Here is a 20,525-nt window from a genome sequence, read left to right as displayed (position 1 = left end):
GAGTCGAATCAATGCAACATAACAAGCAGGCTTCCAATGTGCCCTTCCTGACTCCGGACCACCCCACCGATGGATTCGTCCGGGTGCGCGGAGCCCGGGAAAACAACCTGCGCAACGTGGACGTGGACGTTCCGCGCGATGCCATCGTGGCGTTCACCGGCGTCTCCGGTTCCGGCAAGTCATCCCTCGCCTTCGGCACTATTTATGCCGAGGCCCAGCGCCGCTACTTCGAGTCCGTTGCCCCGTACGCGCGGCGCCTCATCCAGCAGGGGCACAACCCCAAGGTGGAGATGATCACAGGGCTGCCTCCCGCCGTCGCGCTCCAACAGCGGCGCGGCACACCGAGCAGCCGTTCCACCGTGGGCACGGTGACCACTCTCTCCAACTCGCTGCGCATGCTGTTCTCCCGGGCCGGAACCTACCCGGACGGCGTGGCCCAGCTGGATTCGGACGCCTTCTCGCCCAACACCGCTGCCGGCGCCTGCCCCGTCTGCCACGGCTTGGGCATTGCCCACACGGTCAGCGAATCATCCCTGGTCCCGGACACCTCGCTGAGCATCGCCGACGGCGCCATCGCGGCCTGGCCCGGCGCGTGGCAGGGCAAGAACCTCCGCGACATCCTCAGCCACCTGGGCTACGACGTCAACACGCCGTGGCGGAAACTGCCCAAGAAGCACCGCGACTGGATCCTCTTTACCGAGGAGCAGCCGGTGGTGGAAGTGACGCCGAAGCGGGACCGCGTGGCCAAACCGTACAAAGGCCGCTTCTGGAGCGCCAAGAGCTACGTGCTCCACACCCTGGCCGACTCCAAGAGCGACACCATGCGCCAGCGCGTCCTCCGGTTCATGGAAACGGGTCCGTGCGAGCGCTGCAGCGGAAGCGGCCTCACGCCTGAGGCCCTCGCCGTGACCTTCGCGGGCCACACCATCGCCGGGCTCAACGCCGTGCCCATGAGCGAACTGGCAGAGCTGATCCGGCCCACCAGCCAGCTCACGGACGCCGGGACAGCGAGCCGGGCCGCAGCATCGGGCGAGACGAACGAGGTGGCAGTGGCCATCACCCGCGACCTCCTGCTGCGGATCACCGTGCTGCTGGAACTGGGCCTTGGCTACCTCGCCCTGGGCCGGGCGACTCCCACACTCTCCCCCGGTGAAATGCAGCGCCTGCGGATCGCCACCCAGCTCCGCTCCGGACTTTTCGGCGTGGTCTACGTGCTGGACGAACCGTCCGCCGGGCTCCACCCCGCCGACGCCGAACCCCTGCAGTCCGTGCTCGAAGCGCTCAAATCCTCGGGGAATTCGGTGTTCGTGGTGGAACACAACATGGACGTGGTCCGCCGCGCCGACTGGCTGGTGGACGTTGGCCCTCGTGCCGGTGAAGGCGGCGGCGAAATCCTGTACAGCGGGCCCGTGGCCGGACTCGCGGATGTGGATGCATCCGTCACGCGGCCGTTCCTGTTCCCGGACGGTTCTGAAAAAGCGAAGAACGACGGCGAAACGAACGACGGCGGCGCCCGCCGGGATGGTTCGGTCAGGGAGGCGGACGGCTGGCTGGGGCTGCGCGGCATCACCCGGCACAACCTCCGGGATCTCGACGCAGAGTTCCCGCTGGGCATCCTGACCGCGGTGACCGGCGTCTCCGGCTCCGGCAAGTCGACCCTGGTCAGCCAGGTTCTCGCCGAAGTGGTCGGAGCCCGGCTGAAGCCCGACGGTGACGCCGCCGCGGACACCGCGGACGGCCCGGATGCTGAAGCGCACCCCGGATCCGGAGAGCCGCTGGTTGTCTCCGAAGCCGTGGGCCCGGTCTCCGGGCTGGAACGGATTGACCGGCTGGTCCGGGTGGACCAGAAACCGATCGGCCGAACCCCGCGGTCCAACCTGGCCACCTACACCGGGCTCTTCGACGCGGTGCGGAAGGAGTTCGCCGCCACCGAGCAGGCCAGAGCCCGGGGTTTCGGCGCCGGGCGGTTCTCCTTCAACGTGGCCGGCGGCCGCTGCGAGACCTGCCTGGGCGAAGGCTTCGTGGCGGTGGAGCTCCTGTTCCTTCCGGGCAGCTATGGTCCCTGCCCCGAATGCGCGGGTTCGCGCTACAACCCGGAAACTCTTGGGGTGAGCTACAACGGCAAGAACGTGGCCGAGGTGCTGGCCATGACGGTGGATGCCGCGGCGGAATTCCTGGCTGGCGTTCCCGCCGCTGCCCGCAGCCTGCAGACCCTGCGCGATGTCGGCCTGGGCTACCTGCGGCTGGGCCAGCCCGCCACGGAACTCTCCGGCGGCGAGGCGCAGCGGATCAAGCTGGCCACGGAACTGCAGCGCGCCCGCCGCGGCCACACCCTCTACCTGCTGGACGAGCCCACCACCGGACTCCACCCGGCGGACGTCCAGTTGCTGATGGCCCAGCTGCACGGCCTGGTGGACGCCGGAAATACGGTCATTGTGGTGGAGCACGAGATGGACGTGGTGGCTGCCGCGGACTGGGTAATCGACCTCGGCCCGGCCGGTGGCGATGCGGGCGGTGAGATCGTGGCGTCCGGGACGCCTGCCGCCGTCGCGCGTTCCAAGCAGAGCCGGACGGCGCCGTACCTGGCGACGGCGCTGCAGCACTGACCGGTGCCGGTGCTCACGCCCCGCCTGCAACTCCGCACCCGGTATCTATTTCGATTTGATAACGGGGCGGCACTGTCCTAGCGTGGAACGTAATCCCGCCGAGCGGGACAACGAATGCCCGGTGCTGCCACCACCAGTTACTGCCCGGCCGGCAGACACCGTACATGACCTCTAGTTCGTCAGGGGCGGGCAGTGGCGCGACAACGTCCGGGGACGGACCGAGCGCAGGTGGCCCTCAGGAGCATCCACTTTCATGAACACTTCCACTCGCACGAACACGTCCATGGGCAAATCCAAGCTGGGGACCGCCGCACGTCGCGGAGTCACGCTGGCCGCCGTTTCCGCGGCAGGACTCGCACTGTCCGCCACAGCTGCCAACGCGGCCGTGCCCACCGCCACCAGCGGCAGCACTTGGGACGCTCTCGCCCAGTGTGAGAGTGGCGGCAACTGGAGCACCAATACGGGCAACGGTTTCAGCGGCGGCCTGCAGTTCACGGACAGCACATGGGCGGCCTACGGCGGCACCGGATCGGCGGCAAACGCCACCCGCGAGCAGCAGATCGCCGTCGCCGAAAATGTCCAGGCCAGCCAGGGCTGGGGCGCCTGGCCCGCCTGCGCCGCCAAGCTGGGCCTGAGCGGCGGCGGCGGAGCACCCGCCCCGAGCGTTCCGGTGACTCCGGCGGCGCCCGCAGAAGTTCAGGTGCAGTCAGCTGCTCCGGTGCAGGCTGTTCCTGCGCAGGCGCCGGTTGAGGCCGCACCCCGCCACGCAGCCGAGGTTCCGGTGAGCGGCGAAACCTACACGGTTGCTGCCGGGGACACGCTGAGCACCATCGCGGAGAAGCTCAACATCACCGGCGGCTGGCAGACCCTTGCCGACGCCAACACGGACACCATCGTGGATCCCGATCTGGTGTTTGAAGGACAGGTCCTGCAGCTGCCCGCCTAACGTTCAGGCAACAAAGCGTTAACCACGACGCCGGAGCATCCCCTTTGCGGGGAGCTCCGGCGTCGTCGTTTCTTAAGTTAGTTGGTTCCCGCTGCTGTCTAGGCGGCCTGCGTATAAGCCGCCTGGGGCAGTTCGCGGACGATCCGTACTTTCCAGGCGGAGTCGTCACTGGTGTCCAGGACGGCCACGGTGCCGATGTGCAGGTGCAGGGCAACCCGCTTGGCGGCCAGGAGTTCCAGGTACAGGTGCTCGTTCATGCGTGCCGGCGAATCGATCACGAACTTCACGGCGTCGCGCACCTTGCGGTAGTTGTCGCTGCGTTCCCGGTGCAGGTGCAGTTCAAGCGAGTGCCGCTGGCGGACCTTCGGTTCATGGCTGTTCAGCCATGAAACGGCTGCGTGCACGGCCACCACAACGGCCAAGGAGACGGCGTAGATCCACCAGCCGGTGGACAGCAGGAACAGCGGCAGGTTGGCGATGGCCACGATGGCGATGAAGAGGCGGAGGGCAACGATGCGCCGGAGTTTGAGGGCCACAGAGCCGATCGCGGCGCGGAAGCCGTGCTGCTCTTTGCGGGCCGCTTCCGGGTCGATGGTGAATTCATCAAGCACCAGGATGCCATTGGCTTCCGGGCTCAGCATTTGTCCGAACTTCGGCGTGAACGGAACTGCTTGAGTAAGTGTCATGTCGTATCTTCCGGAGGGTGGCTGAGGGGTGGTTTGATTGCGGTCATCTTAGTCAAATTGTGACCGTGTTGTCTCCGTCGTCTCACCATACGGTCCAGTAGACTACGCCGCACTTCACTCCAGCCGCTGACAGCCTACCCGATCAACGGCCGGCTCAACGGCCGGCGCGGGGGCGGTGCGCCGCCGTCGTCGGCATTTGGTCTGGGACCCCGGCACCTCCACACTTGAAGGATGCAGACTTTCCTTCCCTATCCAGATTTCCAGCAGAGCGCCGCGGTCCTGGACCGCGTCCGGCTCGGCAAGCAGCGTGTCGAGGCGCTGCAAACACTGCGTGCGCTGGTGATCCCGGAGTACGGCTGGCAGTCGCACCCGGCCATCCGCATGTGGATGGGCTACGTCCCCGCCCTGACCATGTACGGCCTGGCAATGGTTGACGAGTGGATCGCCCGCGGCGGCGAAGACACCACCCGCGCCAAGATCGCCGAATTCGCACCGCAGGCCGACCACGCGGCCTACGCGGCCAAGATCCCCATGCCGCCGTGGCTCGGCGAGCCCGACCTGCACCTCAGCCACCGCTCCCGGCTTCTGCAGAAGGAACCCCGTTTCTACAGCGAACTGTTCCCCGGAACGCCCGCGGACCTGGAGTATGTCTGGCCCGAACCCCGGCACGAGTTCCTCCCGGAAGATCCGGTCGGCGACCGGCTCTGGATCCTGCGGGCCAACGTGGGAGACACCGACCCTGAAAAGCTGGATGTCGTGAGCCTCCCCGAAGTTGGCCGCGCCGCGAAGGCTGCCGCCCAGGCCGACGAATACGAGTTCGTCTATGCAGACACCGACTCGCGCCGCCCAGCCAAGAACCCGAAGAAGCGGCCCCCCAAGCAGCTCGTGAAGAAGCCCACGAAGAAGCGCCAGCAGCAGGAGGAGGCCTTCCGCACGCTCCCCGGCAACACGGCACTCGCGGTTCCGTTCAATGGGGGCGCCACCTTTGCGCTGGGCAAGGTGCAGGGCCGTCCCATTACGGTGGACGGCCGCTTCGCCCGCAACTTCCAGGTGACCGAGGTCGTGGAACGCTCATCGTTCGACTACCCCGCCCTGCTGCAGGACCCGCGGCTGTTCTTCCCGGTTCCGGCGCCGTAGCTCAGGTTCCGGCGCCGCTCCGGCGAGCTGCGGGCGGCGCCGCTGCCGAGCCTTGGCCACCGCTCTGGCAGACTGACCCCTATGACTGTTCTTCTGGCCGGCTGCGGCGATCTTGGTACCGAGGCCGGGCTGCGTTTCGCGGCCGCCGGCCACCGCGTGGTGGGCTGGCGACGCTCGCCGGACAACCTTCCGGCGGCCATCGAGGGTGCCAGGGCTGACCTGACCGTCCCGCCGCTCCCGCCCATCCCGGCGGACACCACCGCCGTCGTCGTCGCCGTCGCTGCCTCCTCCCCCACCGAAGAGGCTTACCGGGCCGCCTACGTGGACGGGCTGTCGAACGTCCTGGATGCGCTGGCCCGCGACCGGAATCACGACGGCGCGGCGTCACCTTCGCTGCTTCGGCGCGTGTTGTTCGTCTCCTCCACCGCCGTTTACGGCGACGCTGGCGGCGGCTGGGTGGATGAACGCACGACGCCGGCGCCCGTCGGATTCTCCGGCCGCATCATCCGCGAGGCGGAGGATCTGCTGCACCAGCGGCTGCTCGGCACCGGAATCTCTCCCGTGGTTCTGCGGCTGGGTGGCATTTACGGGCCGGGGCGGACCCGGCTGATCGACCAAGTCCGGTCCGGCGCTGCCACGGCACCGGCGGAACCCCGCTACACCAACCGCATCCACCGGGACGACGCTGCCGCGGCCATCGTGCATTTATGCACCATGGCCGCCGAGCCCGCTCCCGTGTACCTCGGCGTGGACAACGATCCCGCGGAGCTCGGCGAGGTCCAGCGATTCCTGGCCGACGAGCTGGGACTGCCGCTGCCGGCGTCGGACGTTTCGGGTGGTTCCGGTGGTTCCGGTGGTTCCGGTGGCGGTTCCGGCGGCGGCGAGCCGTCCCGGGGCGGGAACAAGCGGTGCAGCAATGCGCTGCTCCGCAGCACCGGGTTTGAGTTTGCCTACCCCACCTTCCGTGAGGGGTACCGCTCCATCCTCGCCGGCGAAGGCGTCAGGCATCCGTGATGCAGCTGCACTTGCCTGTTTCCGAATCCTTGTTCGTGACCGAAGCATCGTAGGGGGAACTGTGGATTTCCAGCACATCATCGAATCGGTCGGCAGGTTCATGGACTTTGCCGGCGTCGCCGTTATGGTGATCGGCGCCGTCGTCTCCATTCCCATGGCCCTGCGCGGGTTCCAGCCGAAACGCCTGCCCGAAGGCTCCGAACCGCTTTCCGTCTACCGCTCCTACCGGCAACTGCTGGGTCGTTCCATCCTCCTGGGGCTCGAACTCCTGGTGGCGGCGGACATCATCCGGACGGTGGCCGTAACGCCCACCTTCGAGAGCGTGGGCGTGCTGGCGATCATCGTGCTCATCCGGACCTTCCTGAGCTTCTCCTTGGAGCTCGAAATCACCGGCCGCTGGCCCTGGCAGAAACAGCCTGCGGGCGCTGCGGCCGCCGCCGGCTCCTCGAGCTCGTCCACTGACGGCTGAAGCCCTTGTCCGCCGTGGAATTCCCCGACCTCTGGCCGGATCCGCCCGAGCTGCCCTCCCCGGTCATCATGGACCAGCGGTGGACGGATGCCGTGTTCCTGCACTGGCGCATTCCCGCCGGGGCGGCTGCGGCGTTCATGCCGCCCGGAGTCGTGCCGGACGAATTCGACGGCTCAGCGTGGGTGGGCTTGATCGGCTTCCGCATGCAGCAGGCGGGCATCGGCCGCGGGCCCGCGGTGCCGTTCTTCGGGGACTTCAACGAGATCAACGTCCGGCTGTATTCACGGGAGCCGGACGGGACCCGAGGCGTGGTCTTCCTGAGCTTGGACGCGGACCGGCTGGCCGTGGTGCTGGCCGCACGCGCCGCCGGAATTCCCTATGTGTGGTCGCACGCACGCTTCCGTCGGGGCGGTCCAGGAGACCCGTCGACTGGCTATTCCGTGCGCCGGTTTCGGCATGGGGCGACGAGCGACTTTGCGGTGGTTCCGGTGCTGGACGACGTCGCCGCGGATCCGCTCTCCATCCACCTGACGGCGAGATTCGGCTTGCACTCCCGCTTCCGCGGCCGCACGCTCTACATCCCCAACACCCACACGGCATGGCCCCTGTACCGCGCCGAACCGACGGTCCTTGAAGACGGGTTGATCAGCGCCGCCGGACTAGAGGTGTCGGGTCCACCCGAGTCCGTGTTGTACTCCCCCGGCGTCCGGACGCAGTTCGGCCCGCCGCGGGTGCTGGGGGCATAAAGGGGACGGTGGCAGGGCGGTCGGCGGGGGCTGGAGACTGGGGCCGCACGTGTCCGTTCGCGCTTCCCTGCGGGGCGAGTGCTCAGGAAACCTCCGCGGCCTCGCGGACGGCTGTAGTGCCCGGATCGGGAGCATGCCTTCGTGCCACCCGCCGGGCGATGGCGGCACACACCACCAGCTGCATGGCGTGGTACATGATCACCGGGAGGATCACCACGCCGGCCAGCGGGCCGTGGAACAGGATCGCCGACAGGGGCAGGCCGGTCGCGAGGCTCTTCTCCGATCCGCAGAACATGATGGCGGTGGAGTCAGCCCGCGCAAAGCCCATTTTCCGGCTTGCCAGGGACGTCACCGTCAACGCCGCAGCCAGCATAAGGGCGCAGATCCCGGCGGTCACGGCCAGCTGCGCCGGCGGCAGCTTTTGCCACAGCCCGTTGGCGACGGCGGCACCGAAGGCCGCATAGACCACCAGGAGGATGGCTCCGCGGTCCACGATCTTCAAGGGCAGGGCGTGCCTGGCAGCCCAGCCGCCCAGCCACCGGTTGAGCAGCTGTCCGAGCACAAACGGAAGCACTATCTGGAGCACAATCTTCACAGCCGAGGCGAGGTTCATCCCGCTGTAGGACCCCAACGCCAGCGCCACGAGCAGCGGCGTCACCACGATCCCCAGCAGGTTGGAGATGGAGGCCGCACAAACAGCCGCGGCCGTATTGCCTCTCCCGATACCCGTGAAGGTGATGGCCGTTTGCACCGCGGTGGGGAGCATGGTCAGGAACAGGAGCCCGGCCACCAGCTCATGAGTCAGGTACCAGGAGGATGCCGCCGCCACCCCGAGTCCCATCAGCGGAAAGAACACAAAAGAGGCGGCAGCAATGACCAGATGGAGCCGCCATGCCTTGAACCCCTGTACTGCTGCCGAGGTGGACAGGCGCAGCCCGCTGATGAAGAACTGCACCGCCACCGCTATGCCGCCGGCTGCGGCCAGGACAGACCCCAGCTCCCCCTGCGGCGGGAATACCGCCGCCGCCACCAGCGTCAGCAGCAGAAGCACCACAAACGGATCCAGCCAGCCGAAGCGCCTGCTGACCGAGGCCGCTCCAATTCCCAAAATTCCCATGAATGAGCACCCTCCGCATCGACGATCCGCTTAAGAATACTGTAGACATTTTTACAAAACGTCCGCCGGTGTTAACGATGTGTAAACTCCTGCCGGAGCGAGTCGATTGACAATCTGTAGACAGTAGTCTGGAAGCATGATCGTCCAGGAAAGCCTTGTTTCACTCGCAGCACAGGAGATTCGCAAGCTGATTGTCAGCGGCGAGCTGGCGACGGGCGACAAACTCAATGAACCCCCGCTCGCCGAACGGCTCGGCATCTCACGCCCTCCCCTGCGCGAAGCACTGCGCATGCTGGAAAGTGAAGGCCTGCTCGAACAGACACCGCGCCGGGGCTATCGCGTGGTGGAAATGACGGAGTCGGACATCAACGAGATCTACTCACTCCGGCGGGCACTGGAAATGTTTGCCCTGGACCTCCTGCTCGCCAGGAAAGACCCGTCCGCCTACCCGGCTTTGGATCCGATCATGACCACCATGAGGGCCGCCGCCAAGCGCGGCGACCAAGCCACCGTGGTGCAGGCCAACGTTGACTTCCACACGGCACTCGTGGAAGCTGCCGGCCACCGCCGGCTGACAGATGCCTACCGTTCCCTCATGCTCCAGATGCAGCTGTGCATGGCAGCCAACGTGATCAGCGAGGCCCGCACCAAGGGCGACCTCAGCAAGGGCTGCGACCGGCATGCGGCTTTGCTCGCATGCCTGCGGTCCGGAGATGCTGAGCGTATTCGCCGCGAGTTCGAAGAGCACGGCGAACGCGACTACCTCGAGCGCGGGGGAAGCTCCGCGGAATCGGCCGCAGGCCAGGAATCCGGGGCACACCCTGCAGGCATTGCGGGATGACGGCGTCAGTGCTGCAACAACTCAACACGGGCATGCTGGACGCAACCGACATTGCCGAAGCCGTCCAGAACGGATCACTGACCGCTTTCGACGTCGTGGCCGACGCCCGAACCCGCGCCCAGTCCCCGGCCGGCCGGGCGATGAACGCTTTCATCACCGAAGACTGGGACCGGGCCGCCCGCGCTGCTGCCGCCGTCGACCGCCGCCGCGCCGCCGGTGAGGCACTGGGACCGCTGGCCGGCGTGCCGTTCAGCGTCAAGGACGTGATCGCCGTCGCCGGCCTCCCCATCACGGGCGCCAGTAAGGCGTTTGCGGAGACAGTGGCGACGACGACGGCGCCGGCAGTCCAGCGCCTGCTGGACGCTGACGCGATCCTGATCGGCAAGACCAACTGCCCCGAGTTCGCCTTCGGCGTTACGTGCGACAGCCCCCTCCTGGGCAGGACCGGCAACCCCCGGTTTCCGGCGAACACGCCAGGCGGCTCCAGCGGAGGCGAGGCCGCGTCGCTGGCCGCAGGCATCTCTGCGCTGGGAGTCGGCACCGATTTCGGCGGCTCCGTCCGCTGGCCCGCCCAGTGCGTGGGGGTCGCCGCGCTTCGTCCGGGCATTGGTTCTGTTCCCGGGGACGGCCAGGTTCCGGGCGTTGGCGGCAGTTTCGGAGCGAACGGAACCGTGCCGGCCGCGAGCCCGGGGATGCAGGGTACGTTCCAGACCATCGGCCCCATGGCCAGGTCCGTGCGCGACCTGCGGTCGGCGTATCTCATCATGTCCGGGGCCGAGGCCCGTGGCGTGGCCGACCGGCAGGAATCGACCGGAGGCCTCATGCCATCCGCGGGCTCCCGGCGCCCGTTCCGGATCACCTGGAGCGACGGCGCCGCGCTCGGCCCCGTCCGCGCGGAGGTCACGGCACTGATGGAGCGGCTGGCCGCTGCGTTGGCGGGCGACGGCCACACGGTCCGGCACCAGCCGGACCTGTTCGCGGACTGCCTGCCACCCTACAACCGGCTTCGGGCCGTGGATCCCATGGTGGACCATGCCGCGGCCGTCAAGGGACGCGAAGACGGCGTAACAGCCGCCAATCTCCAGACCATCCAGGCGTCGTTCGCTGCCACTGCCGCCGACGTGGAGATTGCCTGGCAGGCTGCCAATTCCGCGCGCTCCGCCGCCTTGACCCAGCTTGCGGCGGTGGACATCGCCCTGCTCCCGGTGGCGGGAGGCCCCGCGGGCGACCCCGACGGCCGCCTGGACATCGACGGCCAGACAGCCGAGGGCTGGGAAATCATGGGGCATTGCCGGGCCGTCACGCTGACCGGATGCCCTGCGGTGTCCTTGCCGGTCGGGTTGTCCAAAGAGGGCCTGCCGCTGTCCGTGCAAATTGTGGCAGGCCCGGGCGGCGAACTGACTGCGTTGGACTTCGCCCTCGTGCTGGAGAGCCTGGATATCTGAGGTTCCCACCCTGATCGGGGCACGCCTTCGGGGCACGCCTGCGTTGCCGACAAGGCTGCCAACGGGGCTGCCGCAGCGGGCTGCAGGTTCCCCAAATTGTAAAATTGTCTACAGAATTCATAATTAACATTTCGGAAACGAAGCAGGCGATTCCCGGACACACGTAACCCATAGCGTCTTAGCTGTCAGGCAATCATCACTGGCACCTGGATCACTGAAAGTGGGAAGCAACGCATGTTTTCACGCACTAGCAAAGCCGCCGTCGTCGCCACTCTGGCCGCTCTGGCCCTCGCCGCGAGCGGCTGCTCAGCCAGTAGCACCGCCTCCGCAGGCACGGCCGCGAAGGAAAAGTTCACCATCGCCACGAGCGGCACATTCCGCCCCATTACTTTCTCCGAGGGCGGCAAGCTCACCGGCTTCGACATTGAAGTGGGCACCATGATCGCGGACAAACTCGGCATGGAAGCAGAATTCGTTGAGGGTCAGCTGTCCGGACTTCTCCCGGGGCTGAACAGCGGGAAGTTCGACGCCGTGATGTCAGGCCTCACCATGACTGAACCGCGCAAGCAGTCCATCACCTTCTCCGCTCCCTACCTCGCCGACGGCGCGGTGGCAGTGGTGTCCAAGAACAACAGCTCAGTCCAGGACGTCAGCAAACTCGACGGCTTCAAAGTGGGCGCAATCGGCGGCTCCGGCACTGAATCAGACGTCAAGGGCATCGGCGGGTTCACCGAGCTCAAGGCCTACCCCGGCGCCCCTGAAGGCTTCGCCGACGTCGCCGCCGGACGCATCGACGTCTTTGCCACCGGCCGAATCGCCGCGGAGAACTTCATGAAGAACTCCCCCCTCGCAGCGGACCTGAAAATCGTGGGCGAGGTGTACGGAACCAAGCCCGCCGGCGTCGGACTTCCCAAGAGCGACACCGAGATGAAGCCCAAGGTGGACAAGATCATCGCCGAACTGAAGGCGGACGGCACCCTGGAGAAACTGAACCAGAAGTGGTTCGGCTTCACCGTGGCAATCCCGGAGTAACTGCCGCTATGAATATCCCTGAGCCCGGCTCTGTAGCAGCCGAATATTTCCCCATCTTCCTGAACGGCGCCCTGACAACACTGGGGATCGTGGCCGCGGCCATCGTCTGCGCCACCGTTTTGGGATACGTGATCGCCACGCTGCGGCTCTCGCGGATCCGCGCCCTGCGCATCTTCGCAGCGGCGTACGTCTGGTTCTTCCGGGGCCTTCCGCTGATGCTTTCGCTGTTCTTCTTCTACTACACGAAGCCGTTCGGGCTGACCCTGGACGCGTTCTCGGCGGGCCTGATCGCCATGAGCCTGAACTCGGCGTCGTTCTTCTCGGAAATCATCAGGGCCGGGCTCAAGTCCGTCAACACCGGACACCTGGAAGCGGCCGACTCCGTCGGCATGAACCCGCTGCAGAAGTTCCTCCGCGTCACCGGCCCCGAGGGCATCCGCCTGATGACCCCGCCGTACATCAACAACTGCATCATCATGCTCAAGGAGTCGGCCCAGATTTCGGTGATCACGGTCCCCGACCTGATGCTTCAGGGGCAGAAGGCCTATAACTCCACGTACAACGTCATGGAGACGCTGGGCGTCGTGGCTGCGATGTACCTGGCCATGACCAGCCTCCTGATGGTCCTCCAGATCATCATCGAAAAGAAGACCGGCCGAAAAATGGGCACCACGAAATCACTCCGCGAGACCGTAGGGAGCATGGCATGATCAGCATCACCGGATTGACCAAGAGCTACGGTTCCCGCGAAGTACTCAAAGACGTGGACCTGCGCATCCTGCCGGGCGAGGTGGTGGCCATCATCGGCCCCAGCGGCGCCGGCAAGAGCACGCTCCTGCGCTGCATCAACATGCTGGAAGTCCCTGATTCCGGGCGCATCCACGTGGACGGCCGGCAGGTGTTCTACACGCCGAATGCACGCGGAAAGCTGGGTGTGCTGGACCAGTTCCGGCTGACCTGGCTGCGGCGGGAAATCTCCATGGTGTTCCAGCAGTTCAACCTGTGGCCGCACCGGACCGTCCTGGACAACCTCCTTGAGGGTCCCGTCATCTCCAAACGCGAGAAGCGCGCCGTCGCCGAACCCCGTGCGCTGGAGAAACTGCGCTCGGTGGGCCTCGAGGAAAAGGCGGACGCCTACCCGGCAGACCTTTCCGGCGGGCAGCAGCAGCGTGTGGCCATCTGCCGGGCGCTGATGATGGAGCCCAAAGCCATCCTGTTTGACGAGCCCACGTCCGCTTTGGACCCTGAACTGGTCAACGAGGTCCTGGACATCATGGCCAAGCTGGCGAAAACCGGCATGACCATGGTGATCGTGACCCACGAGATGAAGTTCGCCCGCGAGGTGGCGGACCGGGTGATCTTCATGGAACATGGCGGCATCGTGGCGGAAGGGCCGCCGGACGAGGTGTTCCAGCACCCGCGGCTCCGCGTCTACGCATCCCACCTGAGCCACTGATGGCACGCCATCCGCTCACCCTGGTTGCGGCTTCCCTCGGTGCGCGTCCGTATCTGGAGTCCGAGGCGCTGCCGGGAGTCCGCATTCCAGGCCAGCTCATAGGAATCGGTGAGAACTACTGGCCTGATGGGCCCCGGCGGGCCGCGGGTCGCATTCCCCTGGTGTTTGGCAAGTTCCCCGGTAGCCTGGCCGGGGACGGCCAGCCGATCGTCCTGGACCCCGTGATTACCGGAACGGTGGTCTGCGAAGGTGAGCTCGCCGTCGTCGTCGGCCGCCTGCTGAAGGATGCCCACAGCCCGGAAGACGCGCTCAAGGCAATCGCCGGTGTGACGGTGGCAAACGACGTTTCGGCGCGGGACCTTCAGGCGGCCGACATCCAGTCCACCCGAGGCAAGAGCCTGGACACGTTTTGCCCGCTGGGACCTGAGCTCGTGACGCTCGACGAATTGCCGGACCTGCAGTCGCTGAGCATCGTCACGCGGATCAACGGCGCTGTGGTTCAGGACTCGACCACGGCCAGCATGGTGTTTTCGGTGGCTGAACTGGTGATGTTCTGTTCGCGGTTCATGACCCTGTATCCGGGCGACGTGATCCTCACGGGAACACCCTTCGCACCTGACGAATCCGTCCTGGAGCTCCAGCCGGGCGACACGGTTTCGGTCGAGGTCGGTGGCGTCGGTCTCCTGACCAATCCCGTGGCCGCAAGGGTTCGTTCGGACCGGATGGCGCGGGTGTGACTTCTTCGCCGGGGCTGATCCTGAGTGCCTACGCGGCCGCGCCTGCCATCGATTCGTGGCACCCGTCGGACGAGGCGGCCTACCTGTCCGCGGTCGGTGCACTCCCCTACGTGGCCGGGCTGGAGATTCCGTTCCATGGATCCGTGGGAGGCAGCGCCTCCGGTAGCGGAGGGCTGCCTGGTGGCGCATTGCATAAGTACGACGGCGGCTGGTTACTTCGCGCTGTACGGCACCTGCCGCAACACCTGGCTTTTACTGTCACCACTATCCCGGACACCATGGACCGATTGGGTCGAGAGCCGGCTTTTGGGCTCGCCTCCACGGACACCGGTGGACGGCAGGCGGCGTTAGCTGCGGTGTTTCGGACGGCTGAGGCTGTTCGCAGCCTCAATGATGCCGTTGGACGGCAGGCCGTGCGCGCGGTTCACCTGTTCAGTGCACCCCGGCCTTCCGCTGGTGTGTCCGCTGCCAGCGCGTCAGCCGGCGCGCTAAGAGCGTCGTTGGCTGAGCTGGCCGGCTACGCCTGGGACGGCGCCCGGCCCGTGCTGGAACACTGCGACGCCGCGATCGGCAACAAACCGTGGATCAAGGGATTCCTGCCTTTGGAAGCGGAAATCGAGGCGATCACGGCAGCCGATGCCGGCGTCGGCCTTGCGGTGAACTGGGCGCGCTCCGTGATTGAACAGCAGGATGTCAGCGCGCCCAGCCGGCACCTGAAACTGGCCACCGACGCCGGGGTATTGGCCGGCGTCGTGCTTTCCGGATGCTCGCCGGTTGATACGGCGTTCGGCCGCGCCTGGGACGACATGCACCTCCCTCCCGCCCCGCTGGAGCCCCGTTCCCTGTTGACTGCGGACCGGATCCGGGAGTTTGCGGTTACCGCCGGTGCCGGGATGAGCAACGGTCTGGGCCCCAGCCGTCCGTACCGCGGCCTGAAGGTTTCGGCACCCCGCAGCGCGAACGTGGAACAGCGCATTGCCGTCGTTTCGGGATCCATCGCTGCGGTGCGCGAAGCCGGGTTCTGAGACGAACGCTCTTTCAAGGCGGTAGCGGCTTCGGCCCACTTGGAGACGCTATTTTGTCGTAGGTCGCTGGGAGAGTTGTCCCATGGAGGTCTTGGGGGAACTCGCAGCAGGAGGGGCGTTGCGGTGGGCGGCACTGCCCGCCGCCGCTTCTGCTGTTCGGGTTACCTCCGGTCCGGGCCTGCGCAGTGTCCCCGCCAGTCTGCAGACTTCTCAGGCGTTGGCGTCCGACGGCGGCGGGTCCGGTGATCTTCCCCGGAGCCTTGCGCTGCTCAAACGTGCCAGTTCGACGGCGGCCGAGGACGCCGGGGTGAAGGGCTTCCGGGCGGCGGCCGACTTCGCGGCGGAACCACCAGCACAGACAACGGCACCCTGCTCTGCAGCCATCACCACCACCTGATCCACAAGGAACAGTGGCAGATCCACGTCAAAACCGGGATCCCCTGGTTCATCCCGCCACCCCACATCGACCCACGACAGGTCCCCCGACGAAACACCTACTTCACAACCTTGCTTTCAGCCTGACGCTGAGCGACCGGGACCAATCACGCACGGGCGCATATCTCGGCGGTGGCAGACCAAAGCGCGCCCCCGGAGCCGTTCCGGGGCGGGCCGGGCGGCAAGTGACCGTTCGCGCCTGGTGAAGTGACGTCGCTGCCCTTCAAGAATCAAAGGGCGGAGACACCCCGTGCTGAACGGCTACCGCCCCGCCGCGTAGCCCTGCGCGCCGCGGGGGTTCGCTGCGGCCTGCAGGACTCCCGTCAGTGGATCGCGCACAACGGCGGACAGCCTTCCCAGCGTCCAGCCGCCTGCCCGCGTGATCCGGTGACCGCGACGTACCAGGCCCGCAATGACGTTCTCACCCAGCCGGTCCTCCACGACTGCGCCGCCCGGCTCCCAGGTGCGAGGCCAGAACGACCCCGGCATCGACGTCGTATGGAACGTCGGCGCATCGATTGCCTGCTGCGGGGAGTAGCCGCCCACGATAGTCCGCAAGAGGTACGGCAGTTGCCACTGGTCCTGCTGGTCGCCACCCGGAGAGCCCAGTGCGGTGACAGCCGTGCCGTTCCGAAGCACGAGAGTCGGCGTCAGGGTGGTGCGGGGGCGCTTCCCCGGCGTGAGCGTTGACGGCGTTCCGGGTTCGAGCCAGGTCATCTGCAGCCGCGTTCCCAGGCAGAACCCCAGCTCGGGAATCGCCGGGGAGGACTGTAGCCAGCCGCCTGACGGAGTCGCCGAAATCATGTTTCCCCAGCGGTCCACCACGTCGAGATGGCAGGTGTCGCCGCGCGTCTCGCCGGTTGCCAGCACGGTCGGCTCCCCCACTCCGGCGCCGTTCCCGCTTAAGCCCGGCCCGTCGTCGTCGTTCACAAGCGCTGGCGGCACGTACTCCCTCCGGAGCGGCGGGGTAAACGGTTCGCGCCCGGGAACCCGGCCGGGCCGGAACTCATGCGACGCCTGCTCCGTGATCAACGCACGGCGCTCCGCGGCGTACCCGGCGGACAGCAGATGGTCGAGCGGAACGTCAGTGTCGCCGTAGTAGGCTTCCCGGTCGGCGAGCGCCAGCTTCTGGGCCTCGAGGATCGTGTGCGCGCCGAGTTCGGTGGACGGGTCGAGGTACTCGTCGGCGAATCCATCCAGGATCGCAAGGGTTTGCAGCAGCGCCGGACCCTGGCCCCACGGGCCCGTTTTGGCGACCGTGTGCCCCCGGAACTGAAGAGTCGCAGCGGGCTCGTAGCCTGCCTCGAAGGCCGCCAGGTCATTCAGTGACAGCACACCCCGATGGTCGGTGCCGGATGAATGCCGGTGCGGCGCCTGCACGGACTGCACCATCGCCGCTGCGACAAAACCCTCGCGCCATTCGCGGCGGGCGGCGTCGATGCGCGCTTCCCGCGTGGACTCTGAAACCCCTGCCTCTGCCAGACGCACAAGGGTCCGCGCGTGGGCCGGATTCCGGACCAACTCCCCCTCCGCAGGGACGCGGCCATCCGGCATCCACAGTTCGGCCGACGTGGGCCAGTGCTCCCGGAACAGTTCGGAAACCGCCGCGATTGTCGCACCCACCCGTCCCAGCACCGGATGGCCGTCGCGGGCGTACCCGATCGCGAACTCCAGCACCGCCGGCAGTTCCCACGTTCCGTGGTCGCGCAGCAAAAGGAGCCATGCGTCGACGGCGGCAGGTACCGCTGCGGCCAAGGCGCCCGAACCGGGCACCAGTTCCAAGCCCTCCGAACGATAGTGCTCCGCCGTTGCTCCCGCGGGAGCCGGCCCCTGCCCCATCAGGACCACCGGCTTGCCCGGTTCCGCAGCCGTGACAAACACCGCGGTCATGTCCCCGCCCGGACCGTTCAGGTGCGGCTCAACGACGTGGAGCACAAACGCCCCTGCGGTGGCGGCGTCGAACGCGTTCCCGCCCCGTTCCAGCACCGACTGGGCAGCCGCCGTCGAAAGCCAATGCGTCGAGGCGGACATCCCGAAGGTTCCCCGCAGGGTGGGGCGCGTGGTGAAAGGCTCAGGCCGGGTAAAGGTCATGGGGACCACTGTAGCCACGGCCGCCAGCCACAGGAGGGACTCACCGCGACGGTCGATGGCGGCTACTTGCCCAAGCCGGCCCTCCGCAGCGCCTCGGCCATGGCTGTGTTGACCGGAGCGGGCTTGGGCGGCGGCGTCCGTTTGGCGTCGGCGCCGTCTCTCCGCGGCTGACGGTCGCTACTCCGTGGCGGCTTGGCGTCGCTCCCCTGGCGGGGTGACCCGCTCCCCTGCCGTGGTGCACTGCTGGCCTGCCGACCGGAAGCAGCCGGCCTGCCCGCCGCGGCAGTCGGCCGGCTACCGGAAGGTGCCGGTTCGTCGTCGAGCCTCAACGTGAGCGAGATGCGCTTCCGCTCCGGGTCGGCCTCAAGAACCTTCACCCGCACCACCTGGCCGGACTTCACCACCTCGCGTGGATCAGACACGAAGCGGTTGGCCAGCGCGGACACATGCACCAGTCCGTCCTGGTGCACTCCGACATCCACGAACGCCCCGAACGCGGCCACGTTGGTGACGGTTCCCTCCAGGATCATCCCGGGACGGAGGTCGGAGATCTTCTCGATCCCTTCCGAGAACTTGGCGGCTGCAAAGGCCGGCCGCGGGTCCCGTCCGGGCTTCTCCAGTTCGGAAAAGATGTCCTGGACCGTGGGCAGTCCGAAGGCGCCCTCCACGAAATCCTGCGCGTTGAGCGAAGCCAGGCTGCCGGCACCGGACCCGCTAAGAGCTGCCTTCCCGGCAGCTGACTTTCCGCCGCCTGCGGCCGCCAGGATCTTCCGCGCCACGGGGTAGGCTTCCGGGTGCACGCTTGAAGCGTCCAGCGGCTCCGCTCCCCCGGTGATCCGGAGGAACCCGGCGCACTGCTCGAACGCCTTGGCCCCCAGCCGCGGCACCTTCTTCAGATCACTGCGCTTGGCGAACGGTCCGTGCTCGTTCCGGTACGCCACGATGTTCTCGCTCAGCAGCGGCCCGACGCCGGCCACGCGGCTCAGCAGCGCAGGCGACGCCGTGTTGACGTCCACTCCCACCGCGTTGACGCAATCCTCCACCACGGCATCCAGGCTGCGGTCCAGCTTCGCCGCCGTGACGTCGTGCTGGTACTGCCCGACGCCGATCGACTTCGGCTCGATTTTCACCAGCTCGGCCAGCGGATCCTGCAGGCGCCGGGCGATGGAGACCGCCCCGCGCAGGGAGACATCCATGCCGGGCAGCTCGGCCGCAGCAAGGGCCGACGCCGAATACACTGAGGCACCGGCTTCGGACACCACCAGCTTTTCCGGTGCCGCTGCTCCCGACGCGGACAGCTTCTTGATCAGTTCGAGGGCGAGCTTGTCGGTCTCGCGGGACGCCGTCCCGTTGCCGATCGCCACCAGTTCGACGGCGTGCTGGCGCGCCAGCCGGACCAGCGTGGCCAGGGCTTCGTCCCACTTGCGCGCCGGGGCGTGCGGGTAGACCGTGTCGGTGGCCACCACTTTGCCGGTCCCGTCCACCACGGCCACCTTCACGCCGGTGCGCAGTCCCGGGTCCAGTCCCAGGGTTGCCCGGTTGCCTGCCGGGGCCGCCAGCAGCACGTCGCGGAGGTTTGCGGCGAAAACCCGCACGGCTTCGTCCTCGGCTGCGGCGAACATCCTCCCCCTCAGGTCGGCCGTGAGCCGGGCCAGCACCCGCGAGCGCCACGCCACCTGCGCGGTCTGCAGCAGCCATTCATCGGCTGGCCGGCCGCGGTCCGCGACCCCGAGGAACCTGGCCACGGCGGACTCGTAGCGGCCGCGGGCGGCGGCCAGGGCGGCGTCGTCTGACGGTTCCGCCTCAGCGAGATCCAGCTCCAGCACCCCGTCCTTTTCCCCGCGGAGCAGCGCCAGGACACGGTGCGACGGCATCCCGGACGGCGCCTGCGAAAAGTCGAAGTAGTCCTTGAACTTCTGTCCCTCGGCCTCCTGGCCCTTCTTCACCTGCGACACCATGCGGCCCTGGGTCCAGAGTCGTTCGCGGAGGGTAGCGGCGAGATCGGGGTCCTGGGCCACCCGCTCGACGAGGATGGACCGGGCACCCGCCAGCGCTGTCGCGGCGTCCTCGATGGAATGTTCAGCGTTCAAGTACTTGGCGGCCTCGCGCTCCGGGTCCAGTTCCGGGCGCTTGAGAAGGGCATCCGCGAGCGGCTCGAGACCCGCCTCACGGGCGATCTGGGCCTTGGTCCGCCGCTTGGTTTTGAAGGGAAGGTAGATGTCTTCCAACCGGGATTTGGTATCGGCGCCGACGACGGCGGCCTGCAGTTCCGGTGTCAGCTTGCCTTGCCCGGCGATCGCCTCCAGGACTGTCCGACGGCGGTCCTCCAGCTCGCGGAGGTACCGGAGCCGCTCCTCGAGGTCGCGGAGCTGGGTGTCGTCCAGCGTCCCGGTGGCTTCCTTGCGGTACCGGGCGATGAAGGGAACGGTCGAGCCGCCGTCGAGCAGTTCCACCGCGGCCTTCACCTGCCACGCCTTGACCCCCAGCTCGCCGGCGATCTGGGCCGCGATGTGCTCGGCAGTTGAGCCGGCAGACATGGTGGTGACCGGGCTGGCCGGTGTTGTGGCCGGTGTACCGGCAGGGAAAGCGGAGGGGCGCTGCGGGATGTGGTTCACCCAGATCATTTTGCCTTACCGGACCGACACTGTGACGCTGTGCCATCTCTGCACCTCCCCGCGGCAGCCAAAACTGGGGCTATCCACAAGGGAAAAGAAGTGATGTAGTGGCAGTTGGGGGAGCCCG

The 20,525-nt window shown here is 67.3% G+C and carries 18 protein-coding genes and 1 pseudogene; 15 read left to right on the top strand and 4 right to left on the bottom strand.

The window, feature by feature from the left end; genetic code table 11:
- The first annotated feature begins 11 nt into the window (after positions 1 to 11).
- Together ACSQ1X_RS04705 and ACSQ1X_RS04700 are read left to right on the top strand one after the other, a co-directional pair.
- Positions 12 to 2,606: an ABC transporter gene (locus tag ACSQ1X_RS04705; protein ID WP_436056825.1), complete on the top strand. Its 2,595-nt coding sequence runs from the start codon at positions 12 to 14 to the stop codon at positions 2,604 to 2,606.
- Positions 2,607 to 2,859: 253 nt separating this feature from the next.
- Complete coding sequence (locus tag ACSQ1X_RS04700) at positions 2,860 to 3,552, top strand: transglycosylase family protein (RefSeq protein WP_436056824.1); 693 nt, start codon at positions 2,860 to 2,862, stop codon at positions 3,550 to 3,552.
- A gap of 98 nt (positions 3,553 to 3,650) precedes the next feature.
- On the opposite strand, the gene ACSQ1X_RS04695 is transcribed toward ACSQ1X_RS04700, so the two are convergent.
- Positions 3,651 to 4,238: a hypothetical protein gene (locus ACSQ1X_RS04695; protein ID WP_055799372.1), complete on the bottom strand. Its 588-nt coding sequence runs from the start codon at positions 4,236 to 4,238 to the stop codon at positions 3,651 to 3,653.
- Between the two features lie 231 nt (positions 4,239 to 4,469).
- Between ACSQ1X_RS04695 and ACSQ1X_RS04690 the strand changes: the two genes are divergently transcribed.
- From ACSQ1X_RS04690 to ACSQ1X_RS04675, 4 genes are all read left to right on the top strand, one after another.
- On the top strand, positions 4,470 to 5,375 hold the full coding sequence (locus ACSQ1X_RS04690; RefSeq protein WP_436056823.1) for an MSMEG_6728 family protein: 906 nt from the start codon (positions 4,470 to 4,472) through the stop codon (positions 5,373 to 5,375).
- Between the two features lie 81 nt (positions 5,376 to 5,456).
- A complete protein-coding gene (locus ACSQ1X_RS04685) occupies positions 5,457 to 6,389 on the top strand; it encodes an NAD-dependent epimerase/dehydratase family protein (protein ID WP_436056822.1) in 933 nt (310 codons plus the stop codon).
- 61 nt (positions 6,390 to 6,450) lie between these two features.
- Positions 6,451 to 6,858 carry a DUF1622 domain-containing protein gene (locus ACSQ1X_RS04680; protein ID WP_436056821.1) on the top strand — a complete coding sequence of 136 codons (408 nt, stop codon included), beginning with the start codon at positions 6,451 to 6,453 and terminating at the stop codon, positions 6,856 to 6,858.
- A 68-nt stretch (positions 6,859 to 6,926) separates the two neighbouring features.
- Positions 6,927 to 7,604 carry a DUF2071 domain-containing protein gene (locus tag ACSQ1X_RS04675; protein WP_436059260.1) on the top strand — a complete coding sequence of 226 codons (678 nt, stop codon included), beginning with the start codon at positions 6,927 to 6,929 and terminating at the stop codon, positions 7,602 to 7,604.
- A gap of 82 nt (positions 7,605 to 7,686) precedes the next feature.
- Here the strand turns inward: ACSQ1X_RS04675 and ACSQ1X_RS04670 are convergent, their stop codons facing one another.
- Positions 7,687 to 8,721 (bottom strand): bile acid:sodium symporter family protein, encoded by a 1,035-nt coding sequence (locus ACSQ1X_RS04670; protein ID WP_436056820.1) that lies wholly within the window; start codon positions 8,719 to 8,721, stop codon positions 7,687 to 7,689.
- Between the two features lie 136 nt (positions 8,722 to 8,857).
- Here ACSQ1X_RS04670 and ACSQ1X_RS04665 point away from each other — a divergent pair, with 136 nt between their 5' ends.
- From ACSQ1X_RS04665 to ACSQ1X_RS04625, 9 genes and pseudogenes are all read left to right on the top strand, one after another.
- The gene (locus tag ACSQ1X_RS04665; RefSeq protein WP_436056819.1) at positions 8,858 to 9,562 is read left to right on the top strand and encodes a GntR family transcriptional regulator; all 705 of its coding nucleotides are present in this window, start codon (positions 8,858 to 8,860) and stop codon (positions 9,560 to 9,562) included.
- Positions 9,559 to 11,007, top strand: coding sequence for an amidase (locus ACSQ1X_RS04660; RefSeq protein ID WP_436056818.1), 1,449 nt, complete (start codon positions 9,559 to 9,561; stop codon positions 11,005 to 11,007). Before ACSQ1X_RS04665 ends, ACSQ1X_RS04660 begins: the two co-directional genes overlap by 4 nt.
- Before the next feature lie 234 nt (positions 11,008 to 11,241).
- Positions 11,242 to 12,039 (top strand): transporter substrate-binding domain-containing protein, encoded by a 798-nt coding sequence (locus tag ACSQ1X_RS04655; protein WP_436056817.1) that lies wholly within the window; start codon positions 11,242 to 11,244, stop codon positions 12,037 to 12,039.
- 8 nt (positions 12,040 to 12,047) lie between these two features.
- Positions 12,048 to 12,749, top strand: coding sequence for an amino acid ABC transporter permease (locus tag ACSQ1X_RS04650; protein WP_436056816.1), 702 nt, complete (start codon positions 12,048 to 12,050; stop codon positions 12,747 to 12,749).
- Positions 12,746 to 13,495 (top strand): amino acid ABC transporter ATP-binding protein, encoded by a 750-nt coding sequence (locus ACSQ1X_RS04645; protein ID WP_436056815.1) that lies wholly within the window; start codon positions 12,746 to 12,748, stop codon positions 13,493 to 13,495. Before ACSQ1X_RS04650 ends, ACSQ1X_RS04645 begins: the two co-directional genes overlap by 4 nt.
- Entirely contained in the window at positions 13,495 to 14,232 is a 738-nt protein-coding gene (locus tag ACSQ1X_RS04640) for a fumarylacetoacetate hydrolase family protein (protein ID WP_436056814.1), read from the top strand. The genes ACSQ1X_RS04645 and ACSQ1X_RS04640 overlap by 1 nt, the downstream gene beginning before the upstream one ends.
- Positions 14,229 to 15,257, top strand: coding sequence for a DUF4862 family protein (locus ACSQ1X_RS04635; RefSeq protein ID WP_436056813.1), 1,029 nt, complete (start codon positions 14,229 to 14,231; stop codon positions 15,255 to 15,257). The genes ACSQ1X_RS04640 and ACSQ1X_RS04635 overlap by 4 nt, the downstream gene beginning before the upstream one ends.
- Before the next feature lie 82 nt (positions 15,258 to 15,339).
- Positions 15,340 to 15,654, top strand: a complete 315-nt coding sequence (locus tag ACSQ1X_RS04630) for a hypothetical protein (protein ID WP_436056812.1) — start codon at positions 15,340 to 15,342, stop codon at positions 15,652 to 15,654.
- Positions 15,597 to 15,779 (top strand): annotated as a pseudogene (locus ACSQ1X_RS04625) (HNH endonuclease); the annotation flags it as partial. The gene ACSQ1X_RS04630 and the pseudogene ACSQ1X_RS04625, both read left to right, overlap by 58 nt.
- Positions 15,780 to 15,953: 174 nt before the next feature.
- Here the strand turns inward: ACSQ1X_RS04625 and ACSQ1X_RS04620 are convergent.
- Positions 15,954 to 17,783, bottom strand: coding sequence for a gamma-glutamyltransferase family protein (locus tag ACSQ1X_RS04620; protein WP_436056811.1), 1,830 nt, complete (start codon positions 17,781 to 17,783; stop codon positions 15,954 to 15,956).
- A 62-nt stretch (positions 17,784 to 17,845) separates the two neighbouring features.
- Entirely contained in the window at positions 17,846 to 20,320 is a 2,475-nt protein-coding gene (locus ACSQ1X_RS04615; RefSeq protein ID WP_436059259.1) for a Tex-like N-terminal domain-containing protein, read from the bottom strand.
- Between the last annotated feature and the right edge of the window lie 205 nt (positions 20,321 to 20,525).

Source organism: Arthrobacter sp. LjRoot78, from assembly GCF_964254335.1.
Lineage (GTDB): Bacteria > Actinomycetota > Actinomycetes > Actinomycetales > Micrococcaceae > Arthrobacter.
The sequence above is the reverse complement of the archived record's forward strand: the minus strand, read 5'-3'. Positions and strand labels throughout refer to the sequence as shown.